The sequence below is a fragment of the Pseudoalteromonas rubra genome, assembly GCF_005886805.2.
GTDB classification, from domain to species: domain Bacteria; phylum Pseudomonadota; class Gammaproteobacteria; order Enterobacterales; family Alteromonadaceae; genus Pseudoalteromonas; species Pseudoalteromonas rubra_D.
In genome coordinates this window covers 2505354-2528061 of sequence record NZ_CP045429.1, presented here as the reverse complement: position 1 = coordinate 2528061, position 22708 = coordinate 2505354, and the positions used below count along the sequence as shown (strand labels likewise).

The window sequence follows — 22708 nt, the reverse complement described above, 5'->3', positions numbered from 1 at the left end:
GGTATTACACCAAATTACTGCTACGCTTAAAGTTAACTGATTCAATTAGGGCCAGAGCATGCTGTGTCTGTTGTACCAATACAATAGGGAGCAGTAATGATTAAGTATGGATTTTTACCTTTTTCAGCCTATGTGATATCTGACTTTTTAGTCTTTCATCGTCACCGTTCAATTAGTCTGGAAATTTTACTACGGCAGATCCGTTTTACCGGTGTAGAGGCACTCGGTTTGGTAATGCTGATTGCTTTATTGATAGGCGCACTGATCATTGTTCAGGGTTACCCTTTGTTGTCCTCCATTGGTCAGGTTAAGTGGACCTATGCCATTTTGATTTCAACCATTGTCAGGGATCTCGGTCCGTTTATTGTTTGCTTTGTGGTGCTGGCCCGATCTGGTACTGCGATCACCACAGAGTTGGGCAATATGGTGGTTCGTAAGGAGATAGATGCACTGATAGCCATGGGCGTATCACCGATCTCCTATCTCGTTGCACCTAGGGTTTTAGGCATGGTTGCATCGCTCATTTTACTCATGAGTTACTTTGTTGCGTGCGGTATTTTTGGCGGCTATCTGGTCAGCAATGCATTTGCCTCGATCCCTCTGAGCACGTTTTTCGCTAAGCTCATGGCACAGCTGCACTGGCTTGATATGGTGATCATGTTGGCTAAAGTCGCATTTTCCGGATTGATGATTAGTCTGATTGCCAGCTATCACGGTCTGACCGTGAAAAGCGCGATTACTGAGGTACCGCAGCGCAATATTAAAGCGGTTGGTCGGGGTTTGATAGCCTTATGTGTGATCCATGTGATGTTTACTTTGTTGTATTTCGCTCTGATGGGTGACTGGTGATGAAAATAGCACTAAAAGACATAAGCCACAGCGTGGCAGATCAACCTATTCTTGCCAGTATTAACGTGACTGTTGAGCCGGGAGAATGTTTGTTGATCACTGGGCGTTCAGGCAGCGGTAAATCGGTTTTGTTCAACATTATTTGTGATATCACTCGCCCTCAACAGGGTCATGTGCTGATCGATGACGTTGAGATAGCGACAATGACGGCGTTGCAGTATGCGCGTTTTCGCCGTGATCTGGGGGTGATCTTCCAGGTATCTGCGCTGATATCCAACCTGACGCTAGAAGAAAACCTGCTGCTACCATTAAATCGCCATCATAGCCGGCTTAGTTTGAACGAAAAACACCAAAAAGTGAGGAAGATTTGTCGTCAATTCGGGTTGACTCAGTATCTTGACCAGCGCACCGACCGTTTGTCTTCCGGATTGGCATCACTTGCCGGACTGGCTCGTGCGTTAATCATGGAGCCAAAAGCGTTGATTTGGGATGCGCCAATGGCACAGGTTGACCGCGCCTGGTGCCAACATGAGCTTGAGTTACTCAAGGACCTTAAAGACAAAGGGACGACACTGGTGCTGTGCTCAAATCGACAGGAGTTAATCACGAGCCTGGCAGATCACCAATTGCATTTGGGAGTACCGGACGAACTAACTCTGGGGAGTGAGCATGCAGCACAAGCCCAAAAATGCCAATAGAATCGTCATCGCCTTCAGCCTTACCGGGGTATTACTCCTGGCCGCATTTTGCATCATGATCCTGGTGAATAATCACACCTTTGCCGACAAAGTTTATTATAAGACAGTGCTGGATAACGCGCGTGGCTTGAGCGCGTTGCCTGCTGTATATTTCAAAGGAATGGAAATCGGGCGAATTGACAGTTATCAGCTCAATTTGCAGAGTAATGAGATTGACGTTGAGTTTTGGGTGTTTCAAGAGTACAGCACAAAAGTCGTAAAATACGCGCTGCTAACGGGTGAACAACATCCTATTTTTGATGAGGTCACGACGCTAGATTTGCTGTTACCCGAAGCGGATAAAGTGGGCCCTTTTGTGTCCTTGCCGGCAGGGGCATTGGTACCCCACATCAACAGCGCGCTTGGTCAGCAATATCTCGCTGCAGGCTATGTATCGCGCTCAAAAGACGATGTGGAGTCGATCCTGACTAGTATTCAGGATCTTTTGCAGAATTTACAAAAGGAAGACAATCCAGAAGCGGGCTCCTTGTTCAGAGCACTCGACAGAGTCGCAAAGATCAGTGATCACATCATGATAGTCAGTGAAGAATTGCGCGAAAGCGAATTGTTACCTGAAGCTGAAAAAACCCTCAAGCAGAGCCAGGTCTGGCTGGCTCAAATGCCGCAATTACTCAATCAGCTGAATCAGACCCTGGTTAAAACAGACAGCATGCTGACCCAGGCTCAATCGACTTTAACAACGTATGGTCAGCCCACTGAACTAGTGAAAGAAATCACTGACAGCCAACTGCCGCTGGTTCTGCACAACCTCAACGCTAACCTTACTGTGATGCAGCAAATGCTCAAAGATGTGCACGGTGAGCGAGAGCAGTTTGTCCTGACAGTACACAGTGTGCAGCAAGTCCTGACACAAATGGAAAAAACCCTGGAGGCGCTCAATAATCACCCGGTATTCAGAGAAGGGATCAGTGCGCCCGTCGACAACGAAGGGATCGAAATGCATGATTAAGATACGTTGTCTGATATTGCTTTGTGCCCTTAGTGGGTTGATTGGTTGCTCCTCGGCGCCGGAGCGAGATTATCAGGTTAACACCTATCAGCGGCAGGCTTCAGCCTGGTTGGCTCAGGGTGATCGCAAACGACAGCTGGGGGCTTATCAGCAGGCTTTACAGTATTACGATAATGCTTATCGATATGCCAGTAAACGGCATGATGTGGCGCAAATGGGATTAGCCCGGCTTAAGCAAGCGGCGGTATATATCAAGCTAGGGCAGGGTAAATTGGCGGAAAGCAAAATCGCTCAGGCTGCTGAGTTTGCCAGGTTTGAGCAGACCGAGCTGATGCCTGCCATTGATTTTATGCGCAGTAAATTGGCATTCTCTCGTGGCGAGCAGGCACAAGCACAGTCAATTTTGAGCAAATTACAGGCTCAGTACGGCGATCAGCCAGAAAAACAGGTTTACTATCGTTGGGTGGGTTGGCAATATGCGCCAGATCGGTTGGACTGGCTTCAGGCTGGACAGGATATGCAACTACTGGCAAAAATGAAAGCTGATAGGACACTGAAAAACATTGAGATTTTGTCTTTTGTAATTTATCACAACGTACTTTGGCGGGTTGCGTTCGGACAACAAGATGTGCCCCAGGCGATAGAGGCCGCGATTACACACTTCGCATCTCTGGAGCTGACGAATAGATTGATTGATTGCTTTGAGATCGCAAAGCAGTACTATCTTTCGGTGGGCGATGAAGCCCGGGCTCAATATTATCAGACGCGTCTTACCGAAGTGAGCGGTTTTGGTCGTTAAGCCTGTGCACTTGTCTTTCTCTTAGCTTAAATCCACATCTGTATATGTTGTTGCTAATCGTAGATTACCTGCGAACCTGCATGTAATAGTCCGAGTCTCTACACTGGCGTTTGGGCAAACTGATGGTCATCTAATCAGACCACAGGACAATCGCCATGCAACTTTCACAAAGCCTTATCAAGGACATTATGCCCCATGCCAGTATTGATAATATTCGTTATTACCTGAGTGCACTGAACTCAGTGTTGCCTGAGTACGAGATAACAACGCCATTAAGGATGGCGCACTTTTTGGCACAAATTGGTCATGAAAGCGGCAGTCTGAAATATAAGCAGGAAAATCTTAATTACTCAACAGTGGCGCTGAGCTCCGTATTTAGCAAGTACTTCCCGGATGCGACGCTTGCTGCTGAATATGCGCGTAAACCAGAGCTGATTGCCAATCGGGTGTATGCCGATAGGATGGGCAATGGTGATGAAGATTCCGGAGATGGCTGGCGCTATCGTGGCCGGGGGCTAATACAGTTGACAGGTAAAAGTAACTATCAAAGGTGCGGGGAAGCGATAGGGCAAGATCTGCTCGGTCAGCCTGACCTGATCTGCAGTGAGCCGGAAATTGCGGTCAGATCGGCTTGTTTTTACTGGCAAAGTCGCAAATTGAACGCGCTGGCTGATCAGGATGAACTGGTCGCCATCACCCGAAAAATAAATGGCGGGATCCATGGTCTGGAAGACAGAGCGGCATTTTTAAATCGTGCCAAACAATTTATGTCGATAGATCAGGGAGTGTGACTATGGATGCAATTAGCAAAATGTCGCTGATTGAATTAAGTCGCCACTTTGCCTACCTGCAAAATAGCGAATTGTGCTGGCAAAGACTGGAGCATCTTATTCTGCAACAATGCAAAGAGAACTTTGTTCAGGCGCGCCAAAGCGCTCAGGAAGTTGATGCCATGTCTGTCTGGTGGCAAACGTGTTTTGAGCTGCTATCGGCACATCAAATCCAGATCTGCCATGTGAACTATCGGGAAGAATACATAGAGCTTTTCAACCGGGGCCCGGCGATTGTTGATTTACATGGCTGGAAATTATGCGCGGGTGATCAGGGGCAGTCGTTGGTTTTTCCGCGCCGAACACTGATGCACCCCCAAGAAAAGCTCACCATCACAACCAGTGAGCATGACTCTACGCTCAACTTTGCCAGTGCTCGACCTATCTGGAACAACCGGGGAGACAGTGCAACTTTGTTAGATGCCAGTTGGGCTGAGATCTGCTGCTGGAAATATGGTGTTGCTGCCCACTGTGAGGTTGCCATTAGTCAGGTTCACTATGACAGAGCACAGCACGATGAATACGTTGAAATTGCTAATCTGGGATCGGCCTGGGTAGATCTCAGTGGCTGGTCTGTTGTCGGCGATAAATCACAGCAGTTTGAGTTCCCGACAGGCGCGGTATTACGCCCACAAGGCATGGTGCGGGTTTATACTAGCCTGTGTCATACACAAACTGGCGGGTTCAGTTTTAACAGTAAACAGGCTTTGTGGATGCGAGAGGGAGGCGAAGCATGTTTGCTTGACTATCAGAGTCGGCTGGTGAGCAAGTTTAGCTGGTGAATCAGGGAGGATAGGTAAATGGTTACGCAAGCTGCCAGCAAAGAGCCTGAGGCCGGGACACCAACCATCCGGTTGAGGCCATGGACGCAACTCATCGAAGAATGCCATGCTATGATGGCATTTGCATTTCGCAAGGGATTACAGGTACCAGAAAGCACGGTGATCATGCTATATCAACTTGATCTCGAAGATAAAAATGTGGCCGGTGCGCGGGATCTTGCCCGGGTACACAACCGCCTGGCTGAGCTGGTATCACCGGCTAAACCAGAGACCATTTGGCTGATGGCAGAAGAAAGTCATAAGGGATCCTGGTTGTTATTTTTGGGTCGGGTGAAATTGATTCGAAAAATGATGCTGGTGGCGATCAGCTCACTGGTCGCGCTTATTGCACTAAGTCTGTCGAGTTACATTAACAACGAGAACATGGTTGCCAGTATGTTCGATATGGAAGGAACCAGGTTGCTATATGTGCAGGCAATTTTGCTCGCTGCTGCGGCAATCGGGGCCTCATTTTCTGCGCTGTTTAAAGCAAATAGTTATGTGACCGCGGGTTGTTACGACCCCAAATATGAAAGTTCTTACTGGGTGCGCTTTGTAGTCGGTCTGATTGCCGGGATCATTCTTACACAATTGATCCCGATTGACTTGCAAGCAGTAGCCGATGCCACAGCTGCACAGCATCGTGGTACTGAGATCAGCCAGGCTGCGCTGAGAATTACGATGGCATTGGTCGGTGGGTTCTCTGCTAATTTGGTGTATAAAATACTCGACAGAGTGGTTGAAACTGTACAGTCATTTATTGCTCCGCCAACTACTCCTTCACCTGACAACAGCACACAATCACAGGCTTCACATGTGCGTATACAAGAACTGGAGCAACTCACTTCAGTAAGCCTGAGCATCCTTACTATCCAACAAAAGATGACCAGCGATCCTGATATTACGCTTGAGCAAATTCAATTGATGCTCAGTGAGTTGATCGATGCAGTGACGTCAAGTCGCCACGCACAATGATAGTACCATGGTCTGATTATGCTGGCTGTCGACTTGCAAAAGTCGTAATGGTAATCAGCCCATGTATTGCTATGACTAAGTGCATAGATTTGCAGCAAAAAACAGCAGAAATCCCCCGATAAATTGGCGCGATAAATCTTATTCTGATCCTAGTGTAATGTTCAAACTATGGAGCAGAAAAAATGAGTACATTGAGTTTTCGTTTATGTGAGGCCCCTGATGGGCGTCGATTCGCCTGTTTGTCAGATCAACCTGAAGTAACGGAATTGTTCGATCTGGGTTATACGCTGGCGAGCCGAAATCGGCACAGCGTCATACCGACTTTGCCGCGACAAAGCTGGGCAAGTGAATACAGTGTAACCGGAGAGGCATTTACCCCCTTACAGGTAAAAGAAGAGCTGCCGCAAGGGATCAGGTATGCTTTTAATGCCTTGTTATCTGAACTCATTGAAGGTGTGGATGTGTTGTTTTGCAGTTATGCGCTTGGGAATGCAAATAGCCTCCCTGTTTGTGATGACATCATGGATAGATATCGCACGACCGACTTCGTACTTTTCCCTCAGGCTGCCAATCATAGTAAGGTCTCTGACATACCACCTTACCTGGTTTCTTACAGTTTGCCACGCAACGAGCTGTCAAGTATCGAACAGCATCGTATCTACTGTCAACTAAGTAGTTTTGCGTTTGCGCAGGCTTTTCAGGCCATTATTGAGCAGCGGGTCAAAGCCGGACAAACATTTTGTGACCTGACTCAAATGACGTCAACGATAGATAAATTGACAGCGCAAAGAGCCATCAATCGTTTTACAGAATGCCTGCGCGCCCATCATCAGCCTAGTCAGTAGCACACGTCTCTCACGGGCTTACTCAGCGCCGCCATGTGTTGAACCAGGAGAGCAAAGAGTTACTTGGTTCAACGTATTACGCAATTTATTTTTCCGGAGCCTTTATGACTTCCTTGTTCCATTTTTATGGCACCTACCTGGCAGGGCTTGCTCTTAACTTTGAACCCAAACGCGCACGTCTGTTGGCGAAATATGCTGGGCAGGGTGTGTTGCAGCGGGTACCGCAAAAGACCCTAAACTGGCATTGCGACTCAACGTACCTTACGCCGATCCAAACGGGGTGTGCGGATAATAATATCGATAGTTTTGGCCCAGCTCACTGTAAACTGGCTTTTTCTCACTTACCGGCTTTTGGTGAGTATGAGCAACGAATGGGTGAACCAGCACTGCTATTAGACGAAGCTGGTTTGTCAACTTCCCCCTCTAGGCGGTTGGCTGAAACAATGATTAAACCTCAGTTAAACAAGCTACCCGCCTTTTTGATGTGTCAGCCGGACAGCCGGTTCTCCCGGAGGATGCTCAACGACGTGATTTTTAAGTCTCGCTATCACAATGAAGTACAGCGGATGTCTGAAGCTTTGTTTGGTTGTCGCCTCTACGTTTATCAGAGTACCTGGCCTTTAGCGCACTGGCCGGCGCTTTGTCAGAGCTGGCTTGCGACCTGTTATGCGCTGGATTGCTGGCAACACAATAAACCCCTGAAACTGTTTGGCAACGACTGGCAAATGTGCAGAAATGCGCGTGTTCAGGCTATCTACCGCAGGTTGTGTGCTTTGTATCCGCAAATGATCAAAACACCGAACAGCGTAAGCCGGGAGCGCTTGTGGACGGCATTACTCAGTGAATACAAAATGCCTGAACTGGCTGATAAAGGTAATACAGCATCACGGGAAACGGCTTTTTTGGAGCAGGCGCGGCGATATGGCCAGATCACCAAAGCGGGGCGCATTCTGGCATTGAGCCAATTTAGAGAGTCTAACTGGTATAAATTTAATCTTGCCGCTACTTACCATTGCAACTGGCTATCACGGCAATTGCACCACCGTGGCTTTAATCAGTTTGATACCAGGCAATGTCTGGGCTCTGCTTTTGTGTCTTATTAATTCTGCTTAAGGTATCACCGGGTCGTGACTTGACGACCCGGATGATTTGTTAGGAGTGTTGTTGTGTGAGGCGCTTTTCGTCTGGGTTGGGTTTAGGTAGCACTACTGAGATAATGGCGCACGAGCTGTGCACTATGGCCAGCACCCGAAACGGCGCAACAATCGGATCTATCACCACGAATAATACTAAAACGGCATCCAAGGGAAGCCCAAGCGGACCAGAGACCAAAGTCAGCATGGTAAGCATAGATACACCTGAGGAACCTGCGGTAGCAGTACCCGCCAGAACGGACCCAATAATGATCACCATCACTGTAAGCAGATCTATATCGAGATTATATATTTGTACGACAAACACGGTTGCCAGCGCAAAATAAAGCGTTGGGCCAATTCGACACAGGTTGAAAGTAAGGGGCACCAGTAAATCGACCTTTTGCTTTTGATAACCAAATTTATCGGTTAGTGCATTAAGCGCTGCTGGCAGGCTCGCCATTGAATTCGCTGTACCCAGTGACACTGTAATGGGTTCTTTGAGTGCACTAAGAGAATACCAAAAGGTCCCCGTACGATGCCAAAGAACCAAACACATTAGTACAAACCAGCCGACAAAAGTTAGAATCACGACGGGAATAAACTTGATCATGGCCAGAATGGCGTCAGAGCCGATTTGCGATAGCGTTGAGGCAAGCAGGCCGCACAAACCAAATGGAAACACATACATTAGCCACTGGACGAGTTTGCTAAAAGCCGAGTAAATCGCTTCAAAAGAGGTACAGATGTGTTCTGCTACAGTATGTTTGATGGTGCCAATGGCAAATCCGAATAAAATGGCGAAAAACAGTACCTTAATGGTATAGCCATTGGCCAGCGCGGAAAAAATATTGGAGGGGACAAGGGTAAAAAAGAAAGCCTGAAGAAGCGAGCTTTCTTTGGGAGGTTGATAAGTTTCATTCAGATCCACCGCCAAATCGACCGCAGATAGGTCCTGGATCACGTTACCTATTGCATCCAGTGAGGCGGTATCCAGGTGGCTGCCGGGATTGAACATCAGGCCAAATAAAGTGCCGGTTGCACTGGCTGCAAAAATCCCGCCCAGAAACACCCAGCTCAGGCGACTGACAAAGCGCTGACTGTCTGGTTGATTCAGCAAGCGGCCAATACTCAGAGCAATCGCTGTGAGCAGGATTGGCAGCACACACATAGTTAGCATATCGAGATAAAACTGTCCGAGCGGTGATACGACTTTAATCAATTGGGGTTCATTCAGGCCGATATGGATACCGGCTCCGGCGCCAATAAAAATGGCCCAGTTGCTTTTTAGATGGTGCAGGTAAAATACAAACTTATTCATGATTACTCCGTTAATAGCGATGGATCTGATTGATGACGTCGTCGTAGTCAAACAACACTTTGTCGGCATTCAGATCCAGTGAGAGGTTATCGAGATAGGATTCAAGCAGTGCTCTTAAGAAGTGCGCATTAGGCGCTAAAGCAATGCCTTTCGGGTCATAGTCTTTTTCCAGCACCACGGTGAGCAATGACATAGCATTGTTTTTATTGTCGACTATGACTTTTTTTACCTCAGCTTCATCGCGAAAAGCCGCAATCACCTGTTGTGCTTTGAGAGCCTGGATGGCGTCCTGCCAGGTGGGATAGGGCACTATCGTCATCTGGCTGAATCTTTGCCGGGCATAGCCGACGTAGGAAGAATTGCCAATTACCGCCAATTTGCCCTGTAGTGTCTGGATAGTTTCAATTTTGCTGCGGTTGTTGAGTTGTTGCTGAAGCAAAATACGATTAACCAACAGGCCTTTACGCAATCGAATATAGGGGCGGGTGAACAGTACCCGGCTGGCTCTTTCAAAGGTGATACTGAGTTTACAGATGGCCAGATCAGCTTTGTCCTCGGCAACCATATCAATTGCCTGGTTCAGGGTTTTCGCACTGCGGTCAAAGCTCAGCGAAACGCCCAGCTTATCGGCAAAGCCTCTGATCAGCTCTACGTCAACACCGGTCAGCTTGCCTTGGGTATCATGGTAGTAAAACGGGGGCGTGTCTTTGTGATACATTGCAACACGCAATGTGCCTCGACTGAGTATTTTGGCCAGTGCAGGTGCCTGCTCCAGGCTTGGCGAGTCGGCTTGCGTCTGAGTTGCGAAGGTACTGGGGGTATACAAACAACATAGCAGACAGAGTAGAAAAAAAGGGTTAGATTTCATGGGCGTGTCCTTAAAAGCGATATTTGGTTGATAGCTGAATACGGCGCAACCAATGTGTTTGCTGATTGGTTAACACTCGACGAACCAGTGCGTACTCGAGCCCGATGTACATTGCCGTGGAAAGCTGATGGATTGTGTTGAAGTGCAGTGAGGTAAATTTATAAGACAGAGGGCTATCAGAGGTAATCGATTTGGGGTGCGAGATATGCACTGTACCCAGACTTAGGTTACTACGCCAACGCTCATCAAAGCGATATTGATAGGCTAGATAGCCTCCACCGCTGTTGAGTAAATTGAGTCCGGTAGGTGTCAGGTAAGCGGCGTAATTGTTGGCTTCCTGTGTATAGCGTCCTAGTCCTCTGCCATACCCTAAATAGCCTTTCAGCGTTGTATTTGAACCAAGAGTAAGCTTAGTTGATAAGCCAACACCAAACGCATGTTCAGTTTCTGATTGGTTTGACTGAGTGGTGTTATCGAGTTTCAGTTGACGGTAAACCGACTGCAAAGAAACATGCCCTGAACTGAGTGTCAGGCGTGCCCGGGCGCTCATATCAAACAAGGGATCGACACTGTTGTAATCGGATTGTGCTGAGGGTTCAGTACTGACGTAATCAGTTTGTGGATTTTCTGCGGCCACACTTAACTGCCAGTTGGCGTGTCTGTAAGTGTATCGGATCTGACTCTGACGCAGCATGGACTGGCCTGCTTCGTTGGCAAAGTCGAGCGTCTCGGGAAAACTCGTGGCATCGACAAAGTTCGACCAGTTTTGACCAACTTGCCAGTGCCCGGTATCTATATAAGCGAGCCTGAGGCGCGGTGTGGCCCCATTAGCAATTTTCTCACTGCCTGAGCTGGGAGATGAGCCCTCAGCAAAAAAGTCTAGCTCCAGTACAGCTGTCAGGCTGGAGTGCTGGTCACTTTGCCAGCTTGCTCTGACTCGTGACTCTCTGGCATGAATCCGGGTTGTGTTGGTTGGCTCCCCTTGTCCTAAGGTCGCATAATCTGTTCGATCACCACTGTGTCCTGACAGCTGGTAGAGTGCATCGACTTTTATGTAGCCTGACAGGCTAAGTTGCGGGGGGGCTGCGTTTGCGCTTGTACTGATAAGCACTGAGCTCAGTGCAAACAGAAATGGCTTTTTCACGATTTTTTCCTTCTTTTACATAATTAACAGGAGCTTAGCTTTGGAGTGAATAGGGTGCTGAGGGGAAGCGCTGAAGTAATCGGGTAAAACGCGGCAATGTGTTTTGCGGTACATAGAGAGGTTTAACCAAGCCATGTCTGTGGTGGTTGCCCGGGTGGTCAAAGAAGTCGGAAAAGGTCTATTTCTGTGACGACCCGGGGATATTTATATGACGTATTGTGAGTAATTTGTATTGCTATCAGGGGTGACAACGGACCGCCTGTTGTAAGCGCTTTTTATATTCGCGAGGAGGCACCTGGGTATAACGACGAAAGATCTTTTCAAAGTGACTGAGATCGCCAAACCCGACATCCATGCAGAGATCAGTGATCCTCATGTTGGGGTTTTTTTCGAGCATACGGCAGGCATGTCGTATTCTTAGCTCAGCGAGAATTTGTTTAAAGCTTTTGCCGAGTGTGCGTTTAAATAAGTAGGACAGGTGAGAAGGGCTGACAAATGCGTTGGCCGCCAGCGTGCCAAGCGAAAGGTCGTGTTGCCAGTGTGTACTGATGTAGCTGAGCGCTTTTTGCATGCTAGGATGAAACTTGGCAAACACACTTAACTCCTGATCCAGTAAGGCCTGAATACAGCGTGTTGTTATGTGCTCGTTTGAATACTGGTTATCAGTTACCAGCTGCGGACATAATTCTTTAATATGACAGACATCTATCTCAGGACGTTGTGTGCAGGTCAGTAAGCGAAGTACCGTTTTTTCAAGTTCTTGTGTGTTGTTGGGCCAATGGTAATTGCAAAAAATTTGCCGAGCGGCTTCGCTAAATCTTTGTTCCCGGTACAGTCGATGCCGTTTTGTAAACACATCCACCAGCGGCAATATATCTTCATGACGTTCGCGCAGGGGTGGCAGGGTGATTGAGAAGAAGTTTATTTTTTGCCACAGAGAGCCGGAAAACCGACCTTGTGTAATGCGTTTTTCTATATTTTCGCTGCTGGCCGTAATTAACCTGATTTGTTGCAGGTTAACTGTCGACTCAGTACCGATATGGTTGCTGCGGGTTGTGAGCATATCACATAACAGACCCTGTTGGCTTTGACTGAGGCTTTCCAGATTATTAAGAAATACACAACCACGCTTGAAGCGACCAGCAATAAAGTGAAGCTTTTCAGAAAATTGAGCGTCATTCAGGCTCGCACAATCGATTTCATAGAAAGCATGTGCACTGGATGGGCCGTTAAAATGCAACTTGCAAGCTACGTCAAGCACTTCGCTACCTGGCTCTGCCTGGATAAATACAGGGCAACCGCTTTCAGCGATCCGTTCGATGGTTTTTTCCAATGCCATGATGGGCTCACTATACCCCATCAGGGTAATGGCATGCCCAAGGTGATGATGTGACAGAGACTGGACAGAATTACGCCTGACTAACACGGCGAGTTGACTGGTGATCAGTGATAATTGGTTTTGATTTGGCTGTGTATCCTGGTTCTTGATCAGATTAAGGGCACCAATCTTTTTACGCTGATAAACAATGGGAAAGCTATGTTGTTCGGCTTTTGTGCAATGATTGTCCTGATTGAAATAGATGTGTGTTCTGGCCGGGTTGTTGAAGTCGCTGACTTCCAGTTGCACCTGTTTTAGCAGGTGCGGCGGCAGCCGGCTATTCAGATAACGGGTGAGTGATTTTGTGAGTGGCGCATGCTGTTCAAAAGGCGACATCTGGCGTGTAGCTGGGTGGTTTAACTCGTTCATCGTTGACTCCAAAGCAATAACAACTTTGTCTGTCCAAACTCCTTTTTAAGCAATAAGTCTGCCTATTCAGTGACTTATTACCCGGCTGTATGGCTGCAAACAAGGTTTTTTAGGTGGTTGATGAATACAAGTTAAGGAATTTATTCAGGATTCAATCGGGGTAAACTACGAAGTATTAGTTACTTCTCATTACATGTGGGTTAATTTTAATTGAATAAGATGGGTTTTATATGTTTAATTTAATGCTTTTGCACTCAGCTCTGTATTGGTTAAGAGATTTTATTGAGCTTGGCGCTGTGATTTGAGTTTGCTAGAGTAGCAGGGTGTGAAATAACCTGAAAAAGGAACAACTGGAATGGCAGGTATTATTGAATTGACAGCATTACTTAAAACCATGGAACCTGTTTTGCATGAGCCAGAATATGTTTTTTGTACCGTATCGGGCCGCCTTGAGGAGTATGTGCCACTGAATCCCATTGCAACCTTTCAGGAACAAGAGGGGCTAACACTGATAGTAGAAAAAGCGGCTGCACAGCAGTATGGCCTTGAGTATGAAGGTCCATTTCACCAGATAACTTTGACTGTTCACTCCAGTCTGGAAGCCGTTGGCCTTACAGCTGCCGTTGCGCGATGTCTGACCGAACAAGGGATCAGTGCCAATGTAGTTGCCGCGTTTTATCACGATCATATTTTTGTACAAACCAGCCATGCGCAGGCTGCTTTGGGCGCTCTGACTACTTTGGCTGCATCAAGCTAATTGATACAAAGGTCTAGTCATTTATCAAATTTACAAAACGGCTATATCTGAAATAATCTCGCTCTTGCATGTGATTGAGTGTGTTTTTATGGTATTTGATAACGCCACTCATTCTGCCAGAGCTGCCACCGCCTCTTAGTGTGGCAGCTTCTTTATCACTCAGGCAAACTGTGCGGCCTTTACTTGTTAGTGGGGTTTGCATTTCTCCGATAACCTCGCTATTGCACGCCAGTTCCCCAGCATAGCTATGGTTTAATAGCGGTGCAGTACTGTTAGCAATTTGCGTCAATAAATAGGATTGCCCGCAAATTCGTGCAGCCTGACCAAACTGATACTTTAGGCCTAACAGTAGTGCGTCGAAATCATGAGATGAAATAGTAACCAGGTTTTTATAATGCGTGCTGCCACTGATTGCTTGTGTTTCCAGTTGAGCATAATACGAGGCGGCATCCAGGTTGAGTCCATCCAGATCATAGTGTTGCAAAAAATCGACCACACTCTGACAAAACCCCTGGCAGCCATTAATGTCCTGGCTAAGGTAGCGCCAACCGTTATCATCAGGTGAGAGGCTGAGCAGCAAGCGGGTATTAGGGTAGTTTGCGCGTGTTGCATCCAGATGTGCCTGAAAGGCGTTGGTACCGCCGACTGCGACGAGCCTGGCCCCGTCCAGACCAGCAGGTCTTACCTGTACACCACTGATATACATCACTTTTTCGCATGTTGTATTGCGGTTTTCGGCCTCTGCTGGGCGAGAATTATATTCAAAAGTCATAATGATAACTTAATAGTTTACCTATCTGGGACAATACTATGAAGAGATTTGCTCACGCACACCATTACACCAGTATTACACCTTCTTACATGCACTAGCAGGAGATATTTTGTTGTGGTAAAGGGAATAATAATTAGCGGATTTCATTGGTGTTTTTCTAAAACACGGAGTAAGCTGAACAGCGAAATAACCGATAAGGAATGACGAAGATGCAAAACAAAGTTATGAGTGTAGAACTTAACAGCAAGAGTTTTCTGTTTCGACTTAGCCCGACGGGCACGAGTGAACAGTGGGGTTTGAAATACTACGATCAGGAGTGTGGAGAATATAAGTTGGTATCGGAGGATGCGCAACTCAATGTTGAGTTTGATTTGGGTGATATACCTGGCATTTCAGATAATGCTCGGCGTGCCTTGATCTCCAAACAGCAGGCTGTTTTTATTGTAGAGATGGAAGAGTGCACGTCAGGAGATTGGCGCTTTTGGCAAAACGGTATTTCTCTGTCCAGTGAGCAAGATGCACAGGATTATAATCTGACGACAGAAATTCAAAGCTCAGGTAAAACCCTGGTTCTGACGATTGATAATGTGCTTCGTAATGCCGCTCTGCCGGGTGACATGTTTGAAACCATCGACTTCCGTTTCGTTGCTGTGAGATTAAATAACTCAGCGGGTCAGCTGAACGAGATATTCTACTCTCAGGACCCTAGAGTAGGTGTACGAAGAAATAAACCAGCCTAAACAGCATCAAACTTCTGAAGGTTGAGGGCTAGTTCTGCATAGCGGGCTTTCTTGTGTCAATAATGCGAGAAAGCCTGGATTACCGCACAAAGACCTAAACCAGGGTAAATTAAACCAAACTGTGCCATAACCCACTTCTAATGCGGCTTTGGCATGAACGATTGCAGATGTTTGTTCATTGGCCAAGGCGTAAACCAGCGCTGCCGTGAAAGCATATTCACTGTTGTCAGGGGAAAGCTTAATTGCACGATTTAAGGTGCTGATAGCTTGCTCAAATTGACCCAGTTGGGCATGAGCTTGCGCTCTGTCGAGTAATTCATACATTGAGTGCTGATCTGCATTTAAATGGATGACACGTTGATAATGTTGAGTTGCTTCCTGCATATTGCCATTTAGCTTTTCTATGTCCGCAAGGTTCAGTAAAAACAAGGTATTATTTTCGACATCAGGCAAAGATCTGGCTACTTCCAGCGCTGCCGGGTATTGTTGATCTAGCATCAGGGTCAATGCCAGCATATTCAAATCCATTGGTTGAGGATCTTTTTGCACGACGACTTGATATCGTGTGATGGCTTTGTCCAGTTGCCCCTGTATCATAAAGATGTCAGCAAGTAGTTGGTTAGCCAGGTAGTCATCGGGTGTGATTTCAATAATCTTATTCAACAGGGAGATAGCACGTTCAAACTGACTATTTAAATACAGGTCATTGGCAAGGTTAAACATCACAAAGGTGCTACTGCGCAAAGAAAGCGCCTTCTCAAGGTGCTCAATAGACTGATCGAGTGCGCCTTGTTTTTTTGCTTTACGAGCTAAAATAATTTGCGCGTCATAGTCACTTAGCGACCTGGCTGTGGCTTTTTCGTAGTGTATGTCAAAGGCTTGCATATCATTTTTTTCCAACGCCAGAAGCATCATTTCTCTTTGAAAAAGTACACTTTGTTTATAGCTTATGGGTGCGTTATTAAGCTTCATGCTTAACCGAGCCAGTATCGCGTCATCTTTACTTTGATGATAAATATTTAATCCAACATCGACCAGCAGAGTATACGCGGCAGAAAGTTCTGGGGCGTCAGTTAAAAGCGCTTCCAGCCTGTTGAGGCTATCGATGTTGTAAGCCCCGTTGGTGTTAACATCTTCATATATGGCAAGATAATCCAGATATTCTTTTTGGTTTATTTTCCAGCGCTGCACTTTTATTGGTGCAATTTCCCCAAATAGCTTTGCGGCATGTTGCTGAGCCGTATAAAAATTATTCAGGTGTGTATTGGCTGGCATGGGCCAGGATATTTGCTGCTGAACTGTCCACTTGTCGCCGTATAACCTGCTGAATGTGACTTCGCAGCTGGCATCAGAGCAGTCTATTTCACTGGTAATGATATCAGTGGCACCTGTAGCGCTAGCCACTTCCTGTAGACTAGAATAGGCCTCATGGTTATAAACCACCAGTTCCAGTCCTTCATTTTGCAAAATGTATTGTCTGATAGCTTGATTGATCGTTGCACTCACTACATTTTTTTGCGGTGGTTTTAGCACCGCAATATAACGGGTGGTATCTGTGCGCTCCGAGCTATTCCAGGTCAGGAAAAAGGTGATGAGCGTAAACACCATGATGCAAAACGAAGCCAAAAATACGACGCGACGATTCGTGTACCAACTTATCTTAGGTGCCTTGTTTTTCTGTTCAGGTGCAGCGTGCAGAGGGACTGTTTCTTGTTCCAATATCGCATTTTGTGTGAGTGCTATCAGAATGTGTTCAAGACGCTTGGCTACTTGTCTTGCATCCGCCGGGCGCTCTTTGGGGGAGGTTGAAAGCAGTTGGTTCAACAAACAGCAAAGCGGCTCAGGCAGAGCTGGAATGATCTCATCGGCGTTGTCATACTCACCAGTTAAAATACGTCCACGTATATTGGTTTTGCCAAATGGATGGCGTCCACTGATAAGTTCATATGCTAATACGCCAAAAGAAAATAAATCCGATTGAGGAGTCAGGGTATCTCCTCGTAACTGTTCGGGTGAAATTGCCAGTATACTGCCATGGCTTTGATGCACTTTGGCAGTATGTTCATCTTCATGTGCCTGAGTGAGACGTGCAATGCCAAAGTCCGTGATTTTAACTTGCTGATTTGTATCGAGCAGGATATTTGACGGCTTAAGGTCACAGTGGATCACACCACATTGATGGGCCGCTGCAACACCATTGGCGATTTGTATCAGTAGTGTGAGCTTTTGCTCGAGGCTCAGTATGTGAGTTTTCTGGTGAAAAAGTAAGGTGTTGCCATCAACGTACTCCATAATCAGGAAGACCTGTGAGGGTGTAGTTATTATATCGTAAAGCTGAACGATGTGAGTGTGATTTAATCTTGCGAGGATCTGTGCCTCTGCAATTGCGACAGAGATATCTTCGCCTGTGCCATGCATCTTAAGTCGCTTGATAGCAACCTGGCGGTTGAGTCGGGTATCTTCTGCGAGTAATACTTCGCCCATTCCTCCTTCCCCTAACACTTTTATAACATGATAATGTTCGGGTAAGTCAGCTTGCTGGACTCTGATATTGTGATCCGCTGACTGCGTTGTGTGTGAAGGTTGGTGCGATTTATCCATGTTATCTATTATCTTGTGCCTTACGGATGGCAACGCGTTAAACGTAATTCTTGTGCCGGGAAAGTGGCCTTGAACAGTGCCATATGTACCGAATTGTCATAGTAACGGTTAAGCAAATCAAATGCCAGCTTATCCGCTCAGAGGCCAGTAGCGACTGTTTTGAATATGACAATACTTAGGTGTAATGTGGTGAAATCTGTGTTTTCAGTAAACGGTGTTATGCTTATGAAGGGACAGTAAACTGGGATTTGGCACAACACATTGTGTGACAGCCTCCCAGAGCCGTTATCGAGGAGCGACTATGGCCACGTTAAAGCATAAACAGCAATCTAAGTATTTATATTTAAAGTCATTTCATCGATTTGGGCGACTCAAACACTCCGTGGATAGCTGCTTTGATGAATTGGCTATTTCGCGGATCCATGCCGTTATTGAATGGCAACAGGGCTACTGGTTTTTACGTGATTTGAGTCGTAATGGCACCTGGTTAAATGATGTCAGGGTGCCTTACAATCAGGATGTTGCATTAAACATCAATGACGAAATTCGGTTTTCCGACTCAAGTTGTCACAGTTTCTGTGTCACAGACTTAGCACCACCTGAAGATTTGCTGGTGCCATATAGTCATGATGAGCTTGTCGATGGACAAGAGCCGGTGATTCAGTTGGAGAACTATCATTTGCTACCGAGTGAATCGGATCCCGAGCTGATAGTGTATTTCAACAGTACGGAGCAATCCTGGTGTTATGAGGAGGTCGGCTCTGAACATCCCGTTAGTATTACCGATGGTGAGCAACTGCGGTTTGCGCAACAGGTTTGGAGTTTGATCCAGACACGAGCAAGTCAGCAGGAGTGTACAGCGGAAGTAACTGAAACGGATCCAGCCGATTTGGAATACTTATTTACACTGAGCCAGGATGAGGAGTACGCCGAATTACAGGTGAAGCAAGCGCAAGAGAAAGTCGATTTTGAAACCCGGACACACCATTATCTGACTGCACTGTTGGCGCGTTACCGGGTAAAAGATATGCAACATCAAGTCGATGATGCGTCGCAGGGATGGGTGTCGGTGAAGCAATTGTCGCGTGATTTGGGACTGACAGAGAGTCATATCAATATCCAGATCCATCGTGCGCGCAAACAGTTTGTTGATCGTATGAAAGATAAATCCATGGCTGAGTCTCTCATTGAACGCAAGCGGGGGAGAGTTCGTTTTGGTGGCAGGCATTTCAGCATTGTCAAAGGTCAGCAGCTTGAAGCGTCTACCTTATATCAACAGCATGATGAGCTAATGGTAGGTTAGCAAAATACTTTGCTTTGTTGCGACCTAGTAGTCAGGATAAGCCCAAATCGTTTTTGGACTTATCCTGTCTTGGCAGGGTATCATGTCACGTAATTAAATTGAGCCGGTTATAAGGCTTGTTTTGGCTTGTGAGTGGGCAAATGGTCAATAGTTCAGGCCTCACCGAAATTCAATGTTAAGTGCCTGGCCTTCGATCACTTTGCCATTCGTGTCCAGATTGACCAGGTACCGCCATTGAGTTAATGCATCAATCCCAGCCTGGTCAAAAACGCCTGTAGGGCTTGATTCTAAGACCGTAATGTTTACCGGCTTTCCCTGACTATCGATATCAAATTGTAGCGATATATGGCCTTCAATTCTCTGGTAAGCTGCTTCTCTCGGATAGTCGTATGGCACCTGATATTTAACAACGGGCTCCTTGGGCAAAGAAAACCTAGGTTGTTTCGCTTGCTCTATCTTCACTGAGGTGAGTGCGACAAAACTGGCGTAGACATCTGACTTTTGTGAGCTTTTATTCATTTTTTCTCTGAGTGCACTCATTGCCGCTTTATCGTCCTGCTGTAAGGCAATGTAAAGCAGCACCGGGTCAAGATATCTGTCTGCTGTTATCCCCATATATGTGTAATAGGCGTCGATCTTACTTTTAGCTTCATCAAAATACCCCAGTCTAAATAATCTGAGAAGTTCAAGGCGTAACAGTGTCGCGTGTTTTTCTGAGTCCAAATGTTGCCCGGACAGCGCGGCTTGTGCGTAATAAACCACCATATGGTCCATTTGGTTACGATCGTGCACCAGCGCAAGTTGATAGTTTATTGCAGCAGTCTCAGCCTTAGTACCTGGGGTCAGGCTCTCTAAAAGTTCCATTGCAGGGAGTATTTTACCTGAACGGCTCAGTGCATTAGCCCGCTCAAGTTTGGCCTGAATTGATGTGCTGATTGGGCTGCTTTTACGTTGTTGATGACACTGATAGGTAAGGGGGTTGCAGTGCCCGATTGCGCCTGTAGTAGTTTGATGAGATTGACCGGAAGACTGGCAGCCGCTCAGTGCAATAAGTGCTGCGAGTTGTAAACAAAGTAATTTTATTTTCATGTTAATTATCCCAGTTGCTCAGGTCAGATTATATCATATGGCAGTATTTGGCCGGTGAGTTTTCGATTTAGCGTACAAAGTGGACAAATACATGGCTAGGATGTTTCGGGCCCGGCATATCCTTGTACCAGTAAGTTGACACTCATTTATTTGCTAATCTACGTATTCTCACAATTGAAATACATTAAGACACTATTGCCAGGAGTGATCTATAGGTTATTATTGCGCGAAAGTGGATATTCTCGCTTGCTCAACGGGGGAGAATAGGAGTGGCGGCAAAACCTGTTTACAGTGGACGCCGTGAGTACAGTTGCTGATTGAGAGCAAAGTAGATTAAACAAAAGAGCAATATGAAAACGTTAACACATTTCTTTTTATTGGGTTTGATGATTTTAGTCGCTGGGTGCGCCAGTAAACCGCTGACGCATGATTATCAGGGCAATATCAATATACGCACATTGCAGGTAGAGCTGGCACCGATCAGAGATCCAGATCAAAACCTGTCTGGTGATTATTCAGAGTTAACCACAGCCATTAAGGGCGTGCAGGAGATCCTGGACATGTTTGACCCGGCTCAGAGAAATGAGTTGATGGAGCAGTTACATACTTTTGAAACGACTCTGGTTGATGGCATTCGCCAGCGTGCTGCACTGCCACTGAACCCTGTTACAGAGTCTGAAGTGAGCATGCAATACGGTGACAATAACGAGCTGTTAAGCGTTGAGTATGATTATCCACTGGTTGATGGTGCTTATCTTAACTTGTTTGTGACCATTTATTATACTGAGCGCTCGGACTTGGCGGTTGGCGCACAAGAGCTAAACGCCAACTTTATTGAGCTAAGGCCAGAAATTATCCTGCAAATTGATGGCTACAATGAAAAGGGAGAGCTGTTCTGGCGTCAAACAAGCCGCTATGAGTCACAAGAAGTGTATAAGTTTGGCGACCAATATATTCTTGGCGTACCAACTGAGCGCCTCAAGGAAGCACAAATTTTCCTTGTGCCAATGGCCAAAGGCGTTACCGATAATTTGCAAATTTTAAGCGAGGCTAAGTAACTTTTCTGTTTGCTAAGGCCTTTGCGATTGCAAAGGCCATCACGTCACTTTTATCACCTGATACTTCTCTCATTTTTTCAATAGCCAGAAATTTAATCAATCCCACCTTATATCTTTTGGACAAAGATATTTTGTTAGTTTTTACTCTCTTTTAATGCAAATAAAAATGATTTTCGTTTGCTTTTGGTTGGGTTGGAGCGTATTCTTGTCGCGCCATTTATATCTGTTATTTAGCGGTTTTGAATAGGAGGTGTAATGGCAAAGCAATAATGAATTCAATTGTATAAAGGAGTAAATCGTGAATAGACACATTAATTTATGGATACTTGCAGTTATAGCCTCGTTTGCATTTTTTGGACAAGCCAACGCTTTCGATATCTATGAGGAATATGAATATGTAGAGCAGTGGAATGCGACTGGTGAATTTACCTACCGGCGGCATGGGCAAAATGTTACTTATAGCAAACAGCACATGGGCTTGCTGAAAGCAACTGAAAAGATCAAACAATTGAGAGCGGCAGAAGATGAAATGTATACCCAAATTAAAAATGAGGTAACCGCTGCTATTTCAGGTAAGGCTAGCCTGTATGGATTCGATTTTAAAATACAAGGCCCTTTCAAAGTGAGTCTTCGCGGCCAGCCAAATGGCGATGTAACAGCGACTGTTGGCGGTTTTAGCGTTTATGCCTTAGCTAAAATTAAAAAGAGTTGGTATGCAAAAGGAAAAATAATTGTTTCTAGCAATGTATTGAATTTGAGCGGTAATTATAATGTTAATACCGGCGTAATCAGTGGACTCAGGTTAAATCCGGGTTTTAATATTAACGTTTCGATAGATGTTGACTCTGTGTTCGACTTTATTCCTGGCTTCAATGCAATTTTAACGAATAAATTGGAGGATAAGATTGAAATCACTGCTGAATCAAAGATCCAGGCCGCGTTAAGTAGTCGAATAAATCAGTATCAGAAGACTATATTTGGGCTGGATCAGGCGATTCCAACTGGGGTTTATGTTATTGGTGGTGAGGATTACGCTGTTAAGTTGAAAGATGAATTTGCTGAATTAATTCGTGGTGCGCATATAGAGCTCACCATTGACAGGACTAAAAGGCAGCTTTTTCATGAGTTCAATGGCCAAACAAGCTTCAACACTATCATTTTGGGTCAGGCTAGCATTAACTTAAACAACAAGTTTCAGTTAACAGTAAAAGACACCCCCAAAATTGTAAAATGCACAGAAATGAATGGGCACCGCTGGTGTGATCCGGTTAATAATTAACCGTAACTTGGCTTAAAGTACGAGCGGACAGATTACTGCTCGTACACCTCGACAACAAGTTTCTGTCTTA

General features: G+C 46.0%; 21 protein-coding genes. 14 read left to right on the top strand and 7 right to left on the bottom strand.

The window, feature by feature from the left end; all coding sequences use genetic code 11:
• Positions 1-96 precede the first annotated feature (96 nt).
• From CWC22_RS10890 to CWC22_RS10850, 9 genes are all read left to right on the top strand, one after another.
• Complete coding sequence (locus CWC22_RS10890; protein ID WP_010386433.1) at positions 97-849, top strand: ABC transporter permease; 753 nt, start codon at positions 97-99, stop codon at positions 847-849.
• Entirely contained in the window at positions 849-1547 is a 699-nt protein-coding gene (locus tag CWC22_RS10885; protein WP_138539738.1) for an ATP-binding cassette domain-containing protein, read from the top strand. Before CWC22_RS10890 ends, CWC22_RS10885 begins: the two co-directional genes overlap by 1 nt.
• Positions 1519-2556, top strand: a complete 1038-nt coding sequence (locus CWC22_RS10880) for an MlaD family protein (RefSeq protein ID WP_125563705.1) — start codon at positions 1519-1521, stop codon at positions 2554-2556. The genes CWC22_RS10885 and CWC22_RS10880 overlap by 29 nt, the downstream gene beginning before the upstream one ends.
• Positions 2549-3355 (top strand): hypothetical protein, encoded by an 807-nt coding sequence (locus CWC22_RS10875; RefSeq protein WP_138539737.1) that lies wholly within the window; start codon positions 2549-2551, stop codon positions 3353-3355. The genes CWC22_RS10880 and CWC22_RS10875 overlap by 8 nt, the downstream gene beginning before the upstream one ends.
• 155 nt (positions 3356-3510) lie before the next feature.
• Positions 3511-4146 carry a glycoside hydrolase family 19 protein gene (locus tag CWC22_RS10870; protein WP_230090564.1) on the top strand — a complete coding sequence of 212 codons (636 nt, stop codon included), beginning with the start codon at positions 3511-3513 and terminating at the stop codon, positions 4144-4146.
• A 2-nt stretch (positions 4147-4148) separates the two neighbouring features.
• Positions 4149-4967, top strand: coding sequence for a lamin tail domain-containing protein (locus CWC22_RS10865; protein ID WP_138539735.1), 819 nt, complete (start codon positions 4149-4151; stop codon positions 4965-4967).
• Positions 4968-4985: 18 nt separating this feature from the next.
• Positions 4986-5981: a hypothetical protein gene (locus tag CWC22_RS10860; protein ID WP_138539734.1), complete on the top strand. Its 996-nt coding sequence runs from the start codon at positions 4986-4988 to the stop codon at positions 5979-5981.
• A gap of 182 nt (positions 5982-6163) precedes the next feature.
• Entirely contained in the window at positions 6164-6826 is a 663-nt protein-coding gene (locus CWC22_RS10855) for a hypothetical protein (protein WP_138539733.1), read from the top strand.
• A 104-nt stretch (positions 6827-6930) separates the two neighbouring features.
• Positions 6931-7929 carry a hypothetical protein gene (locus CWC22_RS10850; RefSeq protein WP_138539732.1) on the top strand — a complete coding sequence of 333 codons (999 nt, stop codon included), beginning with the start codon at positions 6931-6933 and terminating at the stop codon, positions 7927-7929.
• Between the two features lie 49 nt (positions 7930-7978).
• On the opposite strand, the gene CWC22_RS10845 is transcribed toward CWC22_RS10850, so the two are convergent.
• The 4 genes from CWC22_RS10845 to CWC22_RS10830 form a co-directional block, all read right to left on the bottom strand.
• Entirely contained in the window at positions 7979-9280 is a 1302-nt protein-coding gene (locus CWC22_RS10845; protein WP_164517617.1) for a dicarboxylate/amino acid:cation symporter, read from the bottom strand.
• Between the two features lie 10 nt (positions 9281-9290).
• Entirely contained in the window at positions 9291-10148 is an 858-nt protein-coding gene (locus tag CWC22_RS10840; RefSeq protein WP_138539731.1) for a substrate-binding periplasmic protein, read from the bottom strand.
• A gap of 10 nt (positions 10149-10158) precedes the next feature.
• Positions 10159-11292, bottom strand: a complete 1134-nt coding sequence (locus tag CWC22_RS10835; protein WP_171045156.1) for a DcaP family trimeric outer membrane transporter — start codon at positions 11290-11292, stop codon at positions 10159-10161.
• A 238-nt stretch (positions 11293-11530) separates the two neighbouring features.
• Positions 11531-13039, bottom strand: a complete 1509-nt coding sequence (locus tag CWC22_RS10830) for a helix-turn-helix domain-containing protein (protein WP_138539729.1) — start codon at positions 13037-13039, stop codon at positions 11531-11533.
• Positions 13040-13394: 355 nt separating this feature from the next.
• On the opposite strand from CWC22_RS10830, the gene CWC22_RS10825 reads away from it, so the two are divergent.
• On the top strand, positions 13395-13796 hold the full coding sequence (locus CWC22_RS10825) for an ACT domain-containing protein (RefSeq protein ID WP_138539728.1): 402 nt from the start codon (positions 13395-13397) through the stop codon (positions 13794-13796).
• A 13-nt stretch (positions 13797-13809) separates the two neighbouring features.
• On the opposite strand, the gene CWC22_RS10820 is transcribed toward CWC22_RS10825, so the two are convergent.
• Positions 13810-14568, bottom strand: a complete 759-nt coding sequence (locus tag CWC22_RS10820) for a hypothetical protein (protein ID WP_138539727.1) — start codon at positions 14566-14568, stop codon at positions 13810-13812.
• Between the two features lie 209 nt (positions 14569-14777).
• Here CWC22_RS10820 and CWC22_RS10815 point away from each other — a divergent pair, with 209 nt between their 5' ends.
• Positions 14778-15308, top strand: coding sequence for a hypothetical protein (locus tag CWC22_RS10815; RefSeq protein ID WP_125563679.1), 531 nt, complete (start codon positions 14778-14780; stop codon positions 15306-15308).
• Between the two features lie 6 nt (positions 15309-15314).
• Here CWC22_RS10815 and CWC22_RS10810 read toward each other — a convergent pair whose 3' ends face one another.
• Complete coding sequence (locus CWC22_RS10810) at positions 15315-17909, bottom strand: serine/threonine-protein kinase (protein ID WP_138539726.1); 2595 nt, start codon at positions 17907-17909, stop codon at positions 15315-15317.
• A 301-nt stretch (positions 17910-18210) separates the two neighbouring features.
• Between CWC22_RS10810 and CWC22_RS10805 the strand changes: the two genes are divergently transcribed.
• Positions 18211-19212: an FHA domain-containing protein gene (locus CWC22_RS10805; RefSeq protein ID WP_125563675.1), complete on the top strand. Its 1002-nt coding sequence runs from the start codon at positions 18211-18213 to the stop codon at positions 19210-19212.
• A 159-nt stretch (positions 19213-19371) separates the two neighbouring features.
• Here CWC22_RS10805 and CWC22_RS10800 read toward each other — a convergent pair whose 3' ends face one another.
• Positions 19372-20301, bottom strand: a complete 930-nt coding sequence (locus tag CWC22_RS10800) for an energy transducer TonB (RefSeq protein WP_138539725.1) — start codon at positions 20299-20301, stop codon at positions 19372-19374.
• Positions 20302-20651: 350 nt separating this feature from the next.
• Here CWC22_RS10800 and CWC22_RS10795 point away from each other — a divergent pair, with 350 nt between their 5' ends.
• Together CWC22_RS10795 and CWC22_RS10790 are read left to right on the top strand one after the other, a co-directional pair.
• Entirely contained in the window at positions 20652-21359 is a 708-nt protein-coding gene (locus tag CWC22_RS10795; protein ID WP_138539724.1) for a hypothetical protein, read from the top strand.
• 298 nt (positions 21360-21657) lie between these two features.
• The gene (locus CWC22_RS10790) at positions 21658-22638 is read left to right on the top strand and encodes a hypothetical protein (protein WP_138539723.1); all 981 of its coding nucleotides are present in this window, start codon (positions 21658-21660) and stop codon (positions 22636-22638) included.
• Positions 22639-22708 lie beyond the last annotated feature (70 nt).

Bases quoted from the DNA above. Each gene is read 5' to 3' on its own strand.
- CWC22_RS10890 (WP_010386433.1), top strand. From the start codon at position 97: ATGATTAAGTATGGATTTTTACCTTTTTCAGCCTATGTGATATCTGAC.
- CWC22_RS10885 (WP_138539738.1), top strand. From the start codon at position 849: ATGAAAATAGCACTAAAAGACATAAGCCACAGCGTGGCAGATCAACCT.
- CWC22_RS10880 (WP_125563705.1), top strand. From the start codon at position 1,519: ATGCAGCACAAGCCCAAAAATGCCAATAGAATCGTCATCGCCTTCAGC.
- CWC22_RS10875 (WP_138539737.1), top strand. From the start codon at position 2,549: ATGATTAAGATACGTTGTCTGATATTGCTTTGTGCCCTTAGTGGGTTG.
- CWC22_RS10870 (WP_230090564.1), top strand. From the start codon at position 3,511: ATGCAACTTTCACAAAGCCTTATCAAGGACATTATGCCCCATGCCAGT.
- CWC22_RS10865 (WP_138539735.1), top strand. From the start codon at position 4,149: ATGGATGCAATTAGCAAAATGTCGCTGATTGAATTAAGTCGCCACTTT.
- CWC22_RS10860 (WP_138539734.1), top strand. From the start codon at position 4,986: ATGGTTACGCAAGCTGCCAGCAAAGAGCCTGAGGCCGGGACACCAACC.
- CWC22_RS10855 (WP_138539733.1), top strand. From the start codon at position 6,164: ATGAGTACATTGAGTTTTCGTTTATGTGAGGCCCCTGATGGGCGTCGA.
- CWC22_RS10850 (WP_138539732.1), top strand. From the start codon at position 6,931: ATGACTTCCTTGTTCCATTTTTATGGCACCTACCTGGCAGGGCTTGCT.
- CWC22_RS10845 (WP_164517617.1), bottom strand. From the start codon at position 9,280: ATGAATAAGTTTGTATTTTACCTGCACCATCTAAAAAGCAACTGGGCC.
- CWC22_RS10840 (WP_138539731.1), bottom strand. From the start codon at position 10,148: ATGAAATCTAACCCTTTTTTTCTACTCTGTCTGCTATGTTGTTTGTAT.
- CWC22_RS10830 (WP_138539729.1), bottom strand. From the start codon at position 13,039: ATGAACGAGTTAAACCACCCAGCTACACGCCAGATGTCGCCTTTTGAA.
- CWC22_RS10825 (WP_138539728.1), top strand. From the start codon at position 13,395: ATGGCAGGTATTATTGAATTGACAGCATTACTTAAAACCATGGAACCT.
- CWC22_RS10820 (WP_138539727.1), bottom strand. From the start codon at position 14,568: ATGACTTTTGAATATAATTCTCGCCCAGCAGAGGCCGAAAACCGCAAT.
- CWC22_RS10815 (WP_125563679.1), top strand. From the start codon at position 14,778: ATGCAAAACAAAGTTATGAGTGTAGAACTTAACAGCAAGAGTTTTCTG.
- CWC22_RS10810 (WP_138539726.1), bottom strand. From the start codon at position 17,909: ATGGATAAATCGCACCAACCTTCACACACAACGCAGTCAGCGGATCAC.
- CWC22_RS10805 (WP_125563675.1), top strand. From the start codon at position 18,211: ATGGCCACGTTAAAGCATAAACAGCAATCTAAGTATTTATATTTAAAG.
- CWC22_RS10800 (WP_138539725.1), bottom strand. From the start codon at position 20,301: ATGAAAATAAAATTACTTTGTTTACAACTCGCAGCACTTATTGCACTG.
- CWC22_RS10795 (WP_138539724.1), top strand. From the start codon at position 20,652: ATGAAAACGTTAACACATTTCTTTTTATTGGGTTTGATGATTTTAGTC.